The sequence below is a fragment of the Nocardioides sp. WS12 genome (assembly GCF_014108865.1).
GTDB lineage: Bacteria > Actinomycetota > Actinomycetes > Propionibacteriales > Nocardioidaceae > Nocardioides.
Genome location: NZ_CP053928.1, coordinates 1,540,811 through 1,555,304, shown reverse-complemented (window position 1 = coordinate 1,555,304; position 14,494 = coordinate 1,540,811). Strand labels below are relative to the sequence as shown.

14 protein-coding genes are annotated in these 14,494 nt (G+C 68.0%); 3 read left to right on the top strand and 11 right to left on the bottom strand.

Annotated elements, in window-relative coordinates; genetic code table 11:
• Window positions 1-19: 19 nt before the first annotated feature.
• From HRC28_RS07275 to HRC28_RS07240, 8 genes are read right to left on the bottom strand one after another with little or no spacing between them, the layout of a single operon-like run.
• On the bottom strand, window positions 20-1,186 hold the full coding sequence (locus HRC28_RS07275) for an MCE family protein (RefSeq protein ID WP_182379464.1): 1,167 nt from the start codon (window positions 1,184-1,186) through the stop codon (window positions 20-22).
• Entirely contained in the window at window positions 1,183-2,415 is a 1,233-nt protein-coding gene (locus HRC28_RS07270; protein ID WP_182379463.1) for an MCE family protein, read from the bottom strand. Before HRC28_RS07270 ends, HRC28_RS07275 begins: the two co-directional genes overlap by 4 nt.
• A gap of 11 nt (window positions 2,416-2,426) precedes the next feature.
• Complete coding sequence (locus HRC28_RS07265; protein ID WP_182379462.1) at window positions 2,427-3,569, bottom strand: MCE family protein; 1,143 nt, start codon at window positions 3,567-3,569, stop codon at window positions 2,427-2,429.
• Window positions 3,566-4,597: an MCE family protein gene (locus HRC28_RS07260; protein WP_182379461.1), complete on the bottom strand. Its 1,032-nt coding sequence runs from the start codon at window positions 4,595-4,597 to the stop codon at window positions 3,566-3,568. The genes HRC28_RS07265 and HRC28_RS07260 overlap by 4 nt, the downstream gene beginning before the upstream one ends.
• Complete coding sequence (locus HRC28_RS07255; protein WP_182379460.1) at window positions 4,594-5,637, bottom strand: MCE family protein; 1,044 nt, start codon at window positions 5,635-5,637, stop codon at window positions 4,594-4,596. The genes HRC28_RS07260 and HRC28_RS07255 overlap by 4 nt, the downstream gene beginning before the upstream one ends.
• Complete coding sequence (locus tag HRC28_RS07250) at window positions 5,634-6,719, bottom strand: MCE family protein (RefSeq protein ID WP_182379459.1); 1,086 nt, start codon at window positions 6,717-6,719, stop codon at window positions 5,634-5,636. Before HRC28_RS07250 ends, HRC28_RS07255 begins: the two co-directional genes overlap by 4 nt.
• Before the next feature lie 3 nt (window positions 6,720-6,722).
• Window positions 6,723-7,562 (bottom strand): ABC transporter permease, encoded by an 840-nt coding sequence (locus tag HRC28_RS07245; protein ID WP_182379458.1) that lies wholly within the window; start codon window positions 7,560-7,562, stop codon window positions 6,723-6,725.
• 7 nt (window positions 7,563-7,569) lie between these two features.
• Complete coding sequence (locus tag HRC28_RS07240) at window positions 7,570-8,337, bottom strand: ABC transporter permease (RefSeq protein ID WP_182379457.1); 768 nt, start codon at window positions 8,335-8,337, stop codon at window positions 7,570-7,572.
• Between the two features lie 137 nt (window positions 8,338-8,474).
• On the opposite strand from HRC28_RS07240, the gene HRC28_RS07235 reads away from it, so the two are divergent.
• Complete coding sequence (locus HRC28_RS07235; protein ID WP_182379456.1) at window positions 8,475-9,272, top strand: SDR family oxidoreductase; 798 nt, start codon at window positions 8,475-8,477, stop codon at window positions 9,270-9,272.
• A gap of 121 nt (window positions 9,273-9,393) precedes the next feature.
• Here HRC28_RS07235 and HRC28_RS07230 read toward each other — a convergent pair whose 3' ends face one another.
• A complete protein-coding gene (locus HRC28_RS07230; protein ID WP_182379455.1) occupies window positions 9,394-10,371 on the bottom strand; it encodes a MaoC family dehydratase in 978 nt (325 codons plus the stop codon).
• Entirely contained in the window at window positions 10,368-11,246 is an 879-nt protein-coding gene (locus tag HRC28_RS07225) for a CoA ester lyase (RefSeq protein ID WP_182379454.1), read from the bottom strand. The genes HRC28_RS07230 and HRC28_RS07225 overlap by 4 nt, the downstream gene beginning before the upstream one ends.
• 18 nt (window positions 11,247-11,264) lie before the next feature.
• Between HRC28_RS07225 and HRC28_RS07220 the strand changes: the two genes are divergently transcribed.
• Together HRC28_RS07220 and HRC28_RS07215 are read left to right on the top strand one after the other, a co-directional pair.
• Window positions 11,265-12,464, top strand: a complete 1,200-nt coding sequence (locus tag HRC28_RS07220; RefSeq protein WP_237111734.1) for an acyl-CoA dehydrogenase family protein — start codon at window positions 11,265-11,267, stop codon at window positions 12,462-12,464.
• Between the two features lie 51 nt (window positions 12,465-12,515).
• A complete protein-coding gene (locus tag HRC28_RS07215) occupies window positions 12,516-13,154 on the top strand; it encodes a TetR/AcrR family transcriptional regulator (RefSeq protein ID WP_182379453.1) in 639 nt (212 codons plus the stop codon).
• Between the two features lie 82 nt (window positions 13,155-13,236).
• On the opposite strand, the gene HRC28_RS07210 is transcribed toward HRC28_RS07215, so the two are convergent.
• The gene (locus HRC28_RS07210) at window positions 13,237-14,493 is read right to left on the bottom strand and encodes an ABC transporter substrate-binding protein (protein WP_182379452.1); all 1,257 of its coding nucleotides are present in this window, start codon (window positions 14,491-14,493) and stop codon (window positions 13,237-13,239) included.
• Between the last annotated feature and the right edge of the window lies 1 nt (window position 14,494).

The following is a 14,494-nucleotide window of genomic DNA, read 5'->3' as shown; positions in this document are numbered from 1 at the left end:
GAGTTCTCCTCGGTTCGGTTCAGCACCTCGTCGCATCGCCTTCGCGGCGTCCGGGGTCGGCCGGACACGGGATGTTGCGGGCTCCGCGCACACCGCGCGGATCGTTGGACGGCAACTTGCAGTAGGACAGCGGGGTCGTCCGCGGTGAGTCGTCGAACGGGGACGCCCACTTCCCGGCAGGGACGAACCCCTTCACACACACGGGAGGCTTGTCGGCGTTGGCCAGGGTCAGTCGCACGGCGTGGCTGCTGAGCGCAGGCAAGGTCACGGACTGCACCGTCGCGACCGCGAGCGGGTAGTCGGACAGGATCTGCGCGAGGTGGCCGTTGTAGGTGCGCAACGTCCCGAGGACGGGGTTGGTCCGCTGCAACAAGGTCGGCAGCGAGATCGAGAGGTCGTCGATCAGGCCGATCGTCTCGGTCGTGAAGGCCGGCCCGTCCGCCAGGAGCTTGCGCAGGTCGGCATCGCCGGCACGCAGCTCCGCCGTGACCTGGTCGAGGTTCCTGGTCAGCCGGGCGATGCCCTCGCGCTCCCCGTTGATGGTGCCCAGGACCGGTCCGAGGTCCCGCAGTAGGTCGGCCGTCGGTCGGAAGTTCGCGTCGGCCGTCTCGATCAGGTTCGATCCGCTGTCCAGCAGTGCCTGCAGGTCGCCTGCCCGGCCGGACAGTGCCTGGCCGCTCTCGTCGATGAGCAGCGACAGCTTCTCCTCGTCGAGGCTGGACACCAGGGCCTGGACGTTGTCGAGCACCGGCCCGATCTCCACCGGGTACGACGTCCGGTCGAGCGGGATCACGTCGCCATCGGCCAGCAAGGAACCCTTGCCCTCATTGCGGTCGGGGACCAGGGACACGTACTGCTCCCCGACGGCGGATCGGCTGTGGATCTCCGCGGTGACCGTGGCCGGGATGTCGACGTCGTTGACGAGGCTGAACTCGGCGACCATCCGGTCGCCGGCGAGGTTCAGCTTCTCGACCTTTCCGACCGGGTGGCCCAGGTAGGTCACCTCGGCGCCGGTGTACAGGCCGGCCGCCTGGGCGAACTCGGCAGACACCGTGTGGCGGCCGATGCCGAGCTGTTCGGGAACGCGCAGGAAGGAGACGGCGAGGACGACCGCGCCGACGACGGCCGCGATGCCGAAGGCGATCAGCTGCTTCCTGATGATCGGAGCTGCACCCTTGAGGATCATCGTCCGCCTCCCAGGATTCCGCCGAGGAGTTCCTCGAGGGTGTCGGCGATGTCGGGGCTGCTGCCCGGGTTCTGCGCGGTTCCCGCGCCACCGGCCCCGCCGGACTTCGTAGTCGAGCCGTCGGTGCGGGCACCTCCCGTGAGTCCGTTGAGCAGTCCGGTGACACCGGGCAACAGGCCCCCGAGCAGCTTGCCGAGGTCCGGCAGGCCGGGGAGCCCCGGGATCCCGATGGAGCCATCGGGACGGATGAAGCCGTTCAGGAGCGCCGAGTTGGTCAGGTCGAGCATCAGGGTGAGGTTGCAGTAGGACCCGCGGCAGGCGTTCTGGACGGTCTCGGGAGCAAACGGGAAGGTCACCGCGAAACCGAGCGCCGACACGGCGGAGTCGCCGGCGGCGGTCACGGCCTCCAGCACCGGAACCAGGTCCTTGAGGCCGGCGATCAGGTCGTCCTTGACCCTGCCGACGAGCGGCGTCGCGACGTCGCTGAGGCGGGTCAGGGAGGTCAGCGCCTTGGTGAGGTCGGGACGGTTCTTCGCCAGTGCCTCGAGGGCGGGTCCGATCTCGTCGAGGGCGGTGGTCAGGACGCCGCGGTTCTTCGCGAACCGCTGGGACAGCCGAGCCATGTCCCGAACCGCGCCGAGGATCTCCTCGCGCTGGCTGTCGAGTGCCCCGACGAAGGAGTCGAGCCGGGGCAGCAGGCTGGCCACGGCCCGGTCATTGCCACCGAGCACCTGGTTGAGCTCGGTGGTGATCGTCGCGATCTGCTCCAGGCCGCCGCCGTTGAGGGCGAGGGACGCTGCGGACAGCACTTGTTCGGTCGAGGGGTAGGCGCGGCCGCGCTCCAGCGGGATCCGGTCGCCGCTGGCCAGCGTCCCCTCAGGCTTTGCCGGCGCCACGAGTTCGACGTAGGCGGCACCGAGAAGCGTGTTGACGCCCACCTTGGCGACCGCGTTGGCGGGCAGGTCGACGTCGGGCTCCAGGGTGAGCTCGGCGACGGCGTGCCAGTTCTCGACCCGCACGTCGGTGACCGTCCCGACGGCGATGTCGTCGACCTTGACGTCGGCGTTGACGTTCAGGGTGCCGACGTCGGGGAGTTCGACGGTGAGCTTGACGGCGTCCTCACCGTTCCCCTTGGCGCCCGGCAGGACCATCGAGTCGATGCCGTCGAAGCGGCACCCCGAGAGCAGCACGACCAGGGCGAGCACGCAGGCCAGCCCGAAGCGACGCATGGTGGCGGACCTCATGAGCCGGCCCCGGCGATCAGCAGCAGGAGGGCGTCGAGCAACTCCTGGGACTGAGGGTTGTCGACGACCTGTCCGAGCAGGTTCCCGAGCAGGTCGTTGCAGAGTTTCTCGGTGCCTGCCTCGTCCGTGCCCGCCGCGCCCCCGATCGCGCCACAGATCAGCGATCCGGGCGAGAAGATGTTGGCGGAGTTGAGGTTGACCCCGACCGCGTTCTGGTTCTCGTGGTACGACTCGGTCAGGTTCTCAAGCGCGTTCGGCGCGACGTGCAGGATCTGCGCGAGGTCGCCCTGCTGCTTGTTGACGACCTGGACGATGTCGGACAGCCGGGTGACGGCGGTGTTCAGTCCGGCACGGTTGTCCTTGATGAAGCCTTCCACGTCGCCGACCGCAGCGCTGAGATTGCGCAGCGCGCTGCGCACCATGCGCTTGTCGTCGACCAGCACCGCCGAGACGGCGTCGAGGTTCTGGATGAACCTCTTCATCTGCCCGTCGCTCTGGGCAAGGGCGGCGACGAACACCTGCAGGTTGCGCACGACCGAGAACGCGTCGTCCCCGCCGCTGTCGAGCACCCCGACTGCATTGGAGAGGTCGGCGATCGTCTGGTTGATGGTGGCTCCCTGACCGTCGAGCGCTGTCGAACCCGCGTCGACCAGGTCCGAGAGAGCGCCGTTCTTGTTCGCTCCGCGCGGACCGAGCGCTTCAGCGAGGCCGTTGAGCTGCTCCTTGATGTCGTCCCACTCGACCGGCACGGCCGTGTCGGCGAGCTCGATGGTCGAGCCGTCCGCCATGACCGGCCCGCCGTCGTACCGAGGGGTGAGCTGGAGGTAGCGACTGCTGACCAGTGACGGCGCAACGATGACCGCCTTGGCGTCCTTGGGGATCTTGATGTCGGAGTTCACGTGGAAGGCCACCCGCACCTTGGTGCCGTCGGGGTCGATGCTGTCGATCTTGCCGACCGGGACACCCAGCACCCGCACCTCGTCACCGGCGTAGATGCCGTCGGTGCTCGGGAACCATGCGACCAGGTCGGTGCTCCCCTTGTCGCGGAAGCCGACCGTGAGGACGGCGACGGCGACCAGGGCGAGCGCGAGAAGCAGGCGCAGACGCGGGGTGGCGAGGATCTTCTTGATCGTGCTCATGGGGTGGTACCTCCTCCGAGCAGTCCGCTCAGGTCGACACCCGACAGGCCCAGCTCCGAGATCCCGGGCTGGAGCATGTTGCCGGGCAGCAGGTTCTGGAGGTACGCCGAGAAGAACTCGCCGCTGGAGACGACCTCGCCGAGGCCGGTGGCGTAGACCGACATCCCCGTCAGTGTCTTGCTGATGTTGGTCTTGTTCTGCTGCAGGGTGCCGATCACGGTGTTGAGCTCCTGGAGCGCGGGTCCGATCGTGTCCTTGTTGTCCGCGACGAGGCCGCGCAACTCGATCGCCATCGCCGACAGGTTCTCGAGCAGTGCCGTGATGTCGTTGCGCCTCTTCAGGAGCTCGGTGAACAGCACGTTGCCGTCCTTCATCAGCGCGGTCAGGTCGCCGCTGCGGTCCGCGAGCACGTCGCTGAACTGATCGGCGTTGGCGAGCAGGCTGCGCAACGAGTCGTCGCGACTGCTGATCGTCTGCGACAGCCGGCTCATTCCGGTGATCGCGTTGCCGAGCTCGGGGGTTGCGCCCTCGAGGGTTCCAGCCACGGTCTCGAGCGCTGTCGCAACCTTGTCGACGTCGATCTCCTCGGTCTCCTGCTGGAGCTCGGCGAGTGCATCGGTCACCTCGTACGGGACGCTCGCCCGCTCGATCGGGATCCGGTCGCCTTCGGCGAGGGTGCCGCCGCCCTGGGAGGTGAGGACGAGCGCCTTGTCGCCGAGCACGGTTTCGACGCTGACTTCGGCCGTCGTCTCCTTGCCGAGTTCGATACCGGTCTCGGTGAGGCCGAACTCGACGAGGACCCCCTCGCCCTCGAGGCTCACCTCGCCGACACGACCGACGGTCAGGCCGCTGACCCGGACCGGGTCGCCCTGCTTGATGCCTGCTGCTTCGGGCAGCATCACGCTGTACTTGCGCCCGAAGGCGCCGACGACGCCGTCGATGTTGAGCACGAGGAGCAGGGTCATGACCAGGCCCACCACGACGACCAGGCCCAGCGGCAACGGGTTGCGTTCACGGAACATCTTCATCGCTGGCCCCTCCTCTCCGGATTGTCCTGGCACCTCTCGGTCTGGCTGCGGACCATGGGCGTCTTGATGGGCTTGCCGCCCGGTCCGCTGATCACGACCTGCACCGCGCAGAGGTAGAAGTTGAAGGTGTTGCCGTGGGAGCCGATCCGGTCCAGCACCTGGTAGGCACCGGGCAACGAGGCCAGCACCTTGTTCAGGGTCTTCGTGTTCGTGTTCAGCAACTTCGCCAGGTCCTTGACTGCGATCACGGTCTGCTTGAAGGGCTCGCGCCCGTCGTTGAAGAGGTCAGCCAGGGCAGCGGCCATCCGGTTGATCGAGGTGACGGACGTTGCGATGGGGTCCTTGTCGTTCGCCAGTCCCGACACCAGCTCCTGGAACTGGCCGATCGTCTGGCGCAGCTGGACATCGCGGGTGTCCAGGCTGCCCAGCAGCACGTCGAGGTTGTCGATGAGCGAGGTGATCGCCGTACTGTCGTCGGCCAGCCCGTTGGTGAGGCTCGAGGTCTTCGCGAGGAGCGACTCGACCGTGCCGCCCCTGCCCTGGAGGGTGGCGATCAGGTTCTCGGCCAGCTCGTTGACCTCGGTCGGCTCGAGTCCGCGGAAGAGCGGGCGGAAGCCGTTGAGCAGCACGTCGAGGTCGAGCGCGGGCGTGGTCCGGTCGACCGGGATCGTGGCTCCGTCAGCGAGCGGCTTGCCCATGTTCGGCGGCTGCCGGAGCTCGAGGTACCGGTCGCCGAGCAGGTTCTCGTAGCGCACGAGGACGTCGGTCGAGTCGGTCAACGTCTGCGACTCGTCGACCTGGAAGGAGACCTCGACGCGGTTGCCGTCGATCACGTCGAGGCCGTCCACCTGGCCGACCCGGACGCCGGCGACCCGGACGACATCGCCGCCCTGCAGCCCGCTCACGTCGGTCATCACGACGCGGTAGCTGCGGGTCGGGCCCAGCCGGGTCTCACCCAGCGTGAGGTAGAGCAGGCCGAGCACCAGCACGCCGACGATGCCGAAGATCGCGAGCTTGATCGCTTCTGCGTGGATCTTCACTGTGCAGTCCCCCGCTCGGGAATCGGGATCTGGCTGTTCTTCAGGCGCGGCAGGCCATGGCAGTCCGGGCCGCGGTCCTCGGGCAGGCCCGGCAGGTCCTTCGGCACCGTGTAGTGCGACAGCTCGGAGCGAACACTCACCAGCGCACGCAACGAGGCGTCCGTGCCACCGATGACGTCGGCCATGACCTTGCGGGTCTCGTCGAGGCCCTTGAGGAAGCAGGGCAGTTCGGTGGAGTAGGCGCGCAGGGTGGCCGCCGTGGGCCGGGCCGACTCCAGCAAGGTCGCGAGAGCGTCACCGTTGTCCCCGAGGAAGTCCGCAGCACGACCGCCGAGAAGTGAGAGGTCCACGAGCACCCGGTGCAGGGCCTGCTCCTCGTCGGCGATCGTCCCGGCCGTCACCGTCGCATTGCGCAAGATGGCCAGCAACGCCGGCGACACCTCGACAGCAAGGCGGGCGAACCGCGCCACCTCGAGCAGGTCCTTGCGCAGTTGCGGGAGGAGCGGCTCGAACTTCGTCAGATAGGCGTCTGCCTTCGCCGCGATCGCAACGATGTCGTCACCGCGGCCCGACAGGCTGGTGGCAAGTACGGTCAGGGTGCCGTTCAGGCTCGCGATGTCGATCCCGCTCAGCACCCGGTCCAGTCCGTCGAAGACCGTGTTGATCTCGGTGGTCACACCCGAGGCCCGGATCACCGCGCCGTCGGTGAGCGAGCCGTTTCCGCCGGCAGCAGGCGGGACCAGTTCGACGTACTTGGCGCCGAAGACGGTGGTCGCACGGATCTCTGCGACGACGTCAGCAGGAACCCCGTCGAGCTCGTCACGATCGATCTCCAGGACGATCTCGACGGCGTCGCCCACCGGGCGGACGGAGCCGACCCGACCGATCTCGACGCCGCGCATCTTGACCTTGCCGCCCGGGTCCATGACCAGTCCGGCACGGGAGGTCTGCACCGTGACCTCGGCCGGGTTGCTGAACGCGCGCCCGTACAACGCTCCGGTGAGTGCGACCGCGGCGACCACGACGAGGATCAGGCCCATCCCCGCAATCCGGGTCGTCCTCGGTGACGTGACTCTGCTCATCTCTCAGCCGCCCAGGTGGAAGGTGTTGAAGTTCGAGTAGATGGCCATCGCGATGAGCAGGTTCACGATCATCACGCCGCTCAACGAGGCTCGGACCGAACGGCCCACGGCCTCGCCGACTCCCGCCGGACCGCCGCTCGCGGTGTAGCCGTAGAACGTGTGCACGAGCATCACCACGATGACCATGCCGAGCACCTGGATGTAGGAGAAGACGATGTCCATTGGGTGCAGGTACAGGAAGAAGTAGTGGGAAAAGTTGCCCGCGCCGACGTCGTAGAAGAAGACCAGCAGCAGGTAGTCGGCCAAGAACCCGCCGAGCGTCGCGAAGATGTAGAGCGGGGTGATCACGGTCATTCCCGCGGCGACGCGCGTGGTCGCGAGGTAGGGCAGCGACGGGATGGCCATCACCTCGATCGCGTCGATCTCCTCGCTGATCCGCATCGCGCCGAGCTGGGACGTCGTGGCGGCACCGAGGGTCACCGACAGGGCGACACCGGCGAGCAGCGGCGTCGACAGCCGGGCCGTGAAGAAGGCGGCCAGCAGCGGGCTGAGTGATCCGACACCGAGGCTGGAGGACGACTCGAAGCCCTGCGCCGCGGCCACCGCGCCGGCGAAGAAGGTGATCGAGGCGACGATCACGATCGAGCCACCGACAAGGGCGAGCGCCCCCGTACCGGTGCCGAGCTCGGCGATCAACTTGACGATCTCACCGGGGTGGCGACGGAGCGCCCGCGGGATCCCGGTCAGCACGCGGGCATAGAAGAGACCGTGCGTGCCGATGGCGTCGAGCGTCCGGAGCGGCGCGCGACGTACGGCTTCGAGCTTGGGCGAAAGGGAAGACATCAGGGCCTCAGAGGATCGCGAACTGGATCAGGCTGATGGTCAGGCTGACGGGAACGAGCACGGCCACGGTGATGACCACGGCCTGGTTGACGGCGTCACCGACACCCTTGGAACCACCGGCCACGTTGAGGCCGCGATAGCACGCGATGAGCGCGGCGATCAGGCCGAAGATGAAGGCCTTGATCATGGAGAACATCAGCTCCGGGATCCCGGTGAACAGGGGGATGCTGGCGACGTACGCACCCGGATTGACGCCCTGGAGGTAGACCGAGAAGAAGTAGCCACCCGTCAGGCCACCGGCGCAGATCAGGACGTTGAGGACGAGGGTCACCATGACCGCGGCGACGATCCGGGGTACGACGAGCCGCTGGATCGGGTCGATGCCCAGCACCTGCATGGCCGCGATCTCCTCACGGATGGTGCGCGCCGCGAGGTCCGCACACATCGCGGTGCCGCCGGCACCGGCCACCACCACGACCGTGACGAACGGACCGATCTGCTGCACGGACGCGATCCCGGCGATGCCGCCCGAGAGGTCGAGCGCGCCGAGGTCCTTGAGCAACAGGTTGACCTCGAAGATCACCAGCAGCGTGAAGCCGAGCATCACCAGCAGGGTCGGCAGCAGCGAGACCCTCGTGATGAACCACGCCTGCTGCACGGCCTCGCGCCACGAGAACCGCTTGGTGAACATGATGACCAGGGCATCCAGCGTCATCGCCAGGATCCCGCCGAGCTCACGCGTCGGCTTGGCCGCAGCCTCGACCACTGACGCCATCGCAATCCCCCAGCACTTCCGGTAAATTTGAATCTAGATTAAGGTAACTCTACTTATGGAACGCTAGGGCGACCGCATCGACGTGTCAAGCGTCACGCTGGAGATGAATACCGACCGCCGCTCAAAGGAGAGTGCAGATGGACCTGGGACTGAAGGACGCGCGCGTACTGATCACCGGTGGCGCCTCCAACATCGGCCGCGGCATCGTCCATGCCTTCGCCGCCGAGGGCAGCCGGATCGTGCTGTCCGACATCGACGGCGCCCAGGCTGAGCGGGTCGCCGCCGAGGCCATGGGCCGCGGCGCCGCGGGGATCGAGGTGGTGGTGGGTGACCTGACCGACGAGGGCGAAGCGCAGCGTGCGGCCGATCATTGCGTCGAGGCGTGGGGCGGCGTCGACGTACTCGTCAACAACGCCGGATGGAGCGTGCCGGGCTTCATCGCGAAGAACACCGACCGCGCAAACTGGCAGAAGACGGTCGAGATCAACTTCTTCACCGCCATCGCCGCGACCCAGGCCGTCCTCTCCCCCATGCGCGAGCAGGGCCAGGGCTCCATCGTCTTCATCGCCAGCGAGTCTGCCTTCGGCCAGATCCGCCAGGGCGTGTACGGCGCAACGAAGGCGGCCGTCGTCGCACTGGCCCGGACGACCGCCCGTGAGCACGGTCGCCACGGCATCCGTTCCAACATCATCTGCCCGGGGCTGGTCGTCCCCGACAGCCCCGAGGCCGTCGGCGCCGGCAGCCTCTGGTCCGTCGGCAAGGACAACGTCTTCACCGACGACCAGGCGGAGTACCTGCTCAAGGACACGCCCCTGGCTCGGCTGACCAGCGCCGAGGACGTCGCCGCGTCGGTGCTGTTCCTGGCGTCGGAGAAGATGTCGCGTCAGGTGACCGGGCAGCTGTTCAGCGTGAGTGGTGGCTACACGATGCCGTGATGCTTCGCTTGCGCGCTGCTGCGGGTTCATCAAGGTATGTAGCCGAGTTGCCACTCCCCGGTGGTTGCTCACCATGGGAAGCGCGCACTCGCCGACATCCCTTGATGAACCCGCGCCCCGCTCAGGGAGCGAGCGCCGAGAACCGCCAGTCCAACACGGGGCGCTCGCCATCGGCGGTGACCTCGGCGCGCAAGTCGAGGACCTGCCAGCCAGCAACCGGCGTCACCTTCGCGACCGTGAACCGGGTGGTGAGGGTGTCACCCTCGTGGACCGGTCCTGTGTGATCACAGGAATCCCACGCGAGGATTGTCGCCAGGTCGGGCAAGGCCCGGGTCAACTGGGAAGCAGCGATCGCGATGGTGTGGCCGCCGTAGACCAGCCGCTGCCCCCCGCCGGCGAACCGGTCATGGTGCACAGCGGCGACATTGAGAGTGAGCCGGGCGAGCTCGGGAGCACTGGAGACGACGTCGCCCGTGGCGACCTCGAACACCTCCCCGGCTTCCGGGAGTACGCCGACCGTTCGGCCCGCGACGAACGCTGCCCGGTCCCACGGCGGAATGAGCGCGGCCGGGTCGATCGGAGGCAGGTCCGCACCGATCGCATCGAGGTCGTCAGCCCGTCCGGTCGGTGCGGCGCCCGGGCTCAGCGGGAGCATCGCGCAGCGGAAGAAGTCGATGACCGCACGCCCCTCCTGGTCGACGGTCTGCATGTGCAGCGCAGCGAGGCCGGTCGGCGGACGACCTTCCCGCCGGGCGTTCTCGCGCAGCCCGACCACCGTGGTCGTGGTGCGCAGGGTGTCGCCGATCAGGGGCTGCCGCAGCAGCGCGAAGCGACGGTAGAAGAGGTTGGCGCGAACCCGCTGGGTGACCAGCGTGGTCTGGCCGATCGCGGTGTTGGTGACGAAGCTCGGTCCAGCCACCACGCCACCGGCGACGGAACGGGCGAGGTGGTCGTCGAGCGCCAGGCGCCACCGATCCCCCACGATCGACTGGTGCTGCGCGGCGCGCCCCTCGGTCAGCGTGCAACCGGGCGCGGCGTCGAAGACCTGTCCGATCTCGAGCTCGTCGAAGTACGGTCCCCCGACCTGCGTCACGCTCATCCGCCGGCCACCTTGGCCAGGACCTGACGCGCGGCTCGGGCCATTGCCTCGTCCACCAGTGCTCCGTCGACCACGGCCGCCCCCCGGCCGGCCGTGGCCACGTCTTCAAGGGTCGACAGCACGCGCCGGGCGTGGTCGACCTCGTCCTCGGACGGCGTGAAGCCGCCGTTGACCCCGGCGACCTGCCGCGGGTGGATCACCCACTTGGCGTCGAAGCCGAGCGCCACGGCATCCGCGACGGAGCCACGGAACGGCTCGTCGTCGGCGACACCGAGGAACGGACCGTCGATCGCGGCCACCCGTGCGGCCCGTGAGTGCAGCACGATCGCGTCCTGGATCGCCCGCCAAGCGGCGGGTTCGAGGTCGCGGGCACGGCCCAGCGACGCGGCGAGGTCGGCGTAGCCGACGATGACCGCGCTCAGCCGCCGGACGTCCGAGACGATGTCGGCCAGGGCAACGACGCCCGCGGCGGTCTCGACGAGGGCCTGCACGCCGACCGCGTCGGCGCGGCCGACTTCGGCCTCGAGACCAGCAAGGAGGCGCTCGACGAAACCGATGTCGGCTCGCGACTCCACCTTGGGCAGCACGACCGACGTCACGCGGGGAATCGAGGCGGCAACCTCCAGGTCGCGGTGGCACCAGGGAGTCCCGACCGCGTTGACCCGCACGGCGACGTGCGGCCCCCCGGCGGGCCAGACGAAGGCGGCAAGTTGTGCGCGGGCGCGATCCTTGTCGTCGTACGCAACGGCGTCCTCGAGGTCGACGACGACCTCGTCGGCGCCGGACTCCAGCGCCTTGGTGAGTTTGCGGTCGTCACCGGCCGGAACGCAGAGGGCGGAGCGGCGGGTGACATGCGCGACGTTGACCACGGACATTCTTTTAATCTACATTAAATGACGTTCGGCAAGCAACGAGTCCCGGAGGAAGACCCCATCATGGCCAAGCTGTCATCGGAAGAGCAGGAAGTCGTCGCCCTCGTGCGCGACTGGATCGACCGGGACGTGCGCGGCAAGGTGGCCGAACTCGAGCACGCCAACGAGTACCCGGAGAAGTGGATCGAGCAGATGAAGCAGCTCGGCGTCTTCGGGCTCGCGATCCCCGAGCCGTACGGCGACGTCGCGGTCTCGATGCCCTGCTACGTCGAGGTCACCACCGAGCTCGCCCGCGGCTGGATGAGCCTTGCGGGAGCCATGGGCGGCCACACCGTCGTCTCAAAGCTGATCCTGCAGTTCGGCACGGAGGAGCAGAAGCAGCGCTACCTCCCCCGGATGGCCACCGGCGAACTGCGCGCCACCATGGCGCTCACCGAACCGGGGGGCGGCTCGGACCTCCAGGCGATGACGACCGTGGCGCGCCTCGACGGCGACGAGTACGTCGTCAAGGGCTCCAAGACGTGGATCAGCAACGCCCGCCGCTCGGGCCTGATCGCCCTGCTGTGCAAGACCGACCCGAAGGCCGAGCCCCGCCACAAGGGCATCTCGATCCTGCTGGTGGAGCACGGCCCCGGCCTCACCGTCTCCCGCGACCTGCCGAAGCTCGGCTACAAGGGCGTCGAGGCCTGTGAGCTCTCCTTCGACGACTACCGCACCCCCGTCGACACTCTTCTCGGAGGCGTGGAGGGCAAGGGCTTCGCGCAGATGATGCGCGGACTGGAGACCGGTCGCCTGCAGGTCGCGTCCCGCGCCCTCGGCGTCGGCCAGGCTGCGTTCGACGACGCGCTCGCCTACTCCCAGACCCGCGAATCCATGGGCAAGCCGATCTGGAAGCACCAGTCGATCGGCAACTACCTGGCCAACATGGCCACCAAGCTCACTGCTGCGCGCCAGCTCGTCCTGTTCGCCGCCGAGAAGTACGACGCCGGCGAACGCTGCGACATGGAGGCCGGCATGGCCAAGCTCTACGCCTCCGAGATCGCCATGGAGATCGCACTGGACGCCGTACGCATCCATGGTGGCTACGGCTACTCCACGGAGTACGACGTCGAGCGCTACTTCCGCGACGCACCGCTGATGATCGTCGGCGAGGGCACCAACGAGATCCAGCGCAACGTGATCGCGGCCCAACTCGTCAAGCGCGGCGGACTCGGACGCTGACCCGCGCGGGTCGCCGCATGTGAACCTGTGAAGCGCGATTAGAATCCAGCCATGGCGAAAACTTCGGGGAGTCCGGCGACGACAACCGTCAAGCGGACCGACAAGAAGTCCGCACGCACCCGGGTGCGGATCCTCGATGCAGCCGCGCAGGTCCTGAGCGCCAAGGGGTACGCCGGCATGCGGCTCAGCGACGTCGCCGAGGTCGCCGAACTCCAGGCCCCGGCGATCTACTACTACTTTCCCTCCCGTGACGACCTCATCGAGGAGGTCATGTGGGTCGGGCTCGCCGAGATGCGCGAGTACCTCACCAAGGCCCTCGACGCAGCGTCCGCCGACGCGACCTGCATGGAGCGAATCCTGATCGGCGTCGAGACGCATCTGCGTCACGAGCTCGAGATCTCCGACTACACCACGGCCGCGATCCGCAATGCCGGCCAGCTCCCGGACGCGATCCGGGACCGCCACGACGCCGAGGAGAAGAAGTACGGCGCCGTGTGGCGCGAGCTCTTCAAGGCCGCCGACGCTGCCGGCGAGCTTCGCGAGGACCTCGACCCGTACCTCGCTCAGATGCTCGTGATGGGCACCATCAACTGGGCAGCCGAATGGTGGCAGCCCAACCGCGCCACGATCGACCGGGTGGTGGCGAACGCGCAGTCGTTCGTGGAGAACGCGCTCTCGCCCAGGGCCTGATCAGGCTCCTGCACGGGGACCGACGAAAGGAGGGGGTGGAGCGCCCGAGTGCGCTCCACCCCCTCCTGCGGTCAGGGCGAGATCAGCCCTTCTGCAGCGCCGTCAGCATGGCGGTTGCGGTTGCCTGGTCGATGCAGGTCTGCTCGGGATCGGACTTGAACTCGCCGCCCGTGAGCTTCGCGGTGAAGTAGCACAGCGGGAACCCCGGCTGCCCCTCAGGGAAGTTCAGCGGCGGAGCGATGCCGTCGAGCGTCTCGTCCTTGAGCAGGCGCAGGCCCGCGACCACGTCCGCACCAGTCGAGGCCGGGGTGACCTTGCCAGCCTCGGCAGCGGCCTTGAACAGTTCGCCACCGGCCCACGGGTAGATCAGCGGGAAGCTGAACTGCGGGCTCTCAAGCACCTTGGGTGCGTGCTCGGCCAGGCCGTCGAGGAAGTTCTTGACGCCGGGCACCGACGCGTCGGTGTAGACAGCGTTGGTGGCAACGACCAGGGACCCGTCGAGGTTCTCATCGGTGGTCCAGCTCTTCTGCGTCGTCGTCGACGAGGCGACCTGGATCGGGTTGAAGCCGGCCTGCGAGCACGACTCTGCGATGCGCGGGACCACGTCGGAGTTCACCGCATTGAACATCGCGTCCACGCCCTTGTCCTTGAAGGACTGGCACTCGGCGAGGTACTTCGGCGCCGACTGGGACACCTTCGCCTCGACCACCGTCATGCCAGCCTGGGCGGCGAGCGGCTTCACGATCGCCGGCAGCTGCGCACAGACGGGCGTCTCGGAGCAGTACATGAGGCCGAGCTCCTTCGCGCCGGCCTTGGCCGCCACGGTCACCTCGCCGAGCAGGAGCAGCGGCAGGGTGGATCCGGAGGCGAAGAAGTTCGGGTCCGTGAAGAACGACGTGTCGACCGGCTGGCCGCCGACGACCGGGATGCCCTTCTTCGAGACGTACGACGCCCACTGGTCGGACACCAGGCTCATCGTGCCGACGATGGCAATGACCTTGTCCTTTTCGACGAGTTGCTTGGCCTTCGCGAGGCCGGTGGCCGGGTTCTGGCCGTCGTCGTAGGCGATGACCTCGACCGGGTGGCCGTTGATGCCACCGTTCTCGTTGGTGAAGCTCGCCCACGCCTTGATCACGTCGAGGCTCTGCCCCAGGGACGCTGCGAGCGGGCCCGTGCAACTGCACAGGGTGCCGATCCGGATCGGTTCACCGGTGAGGCCGCCCGACTCCACCTCGAGCTTTCCGTCCTTGGAACCATCCGAACCACAGGCGGCCAGAAGGGCCGTCAGGAGGGCCAGCACGGCGGCGATCAGGCCGGCGCGCAGCAGTCGTTTCTTCATC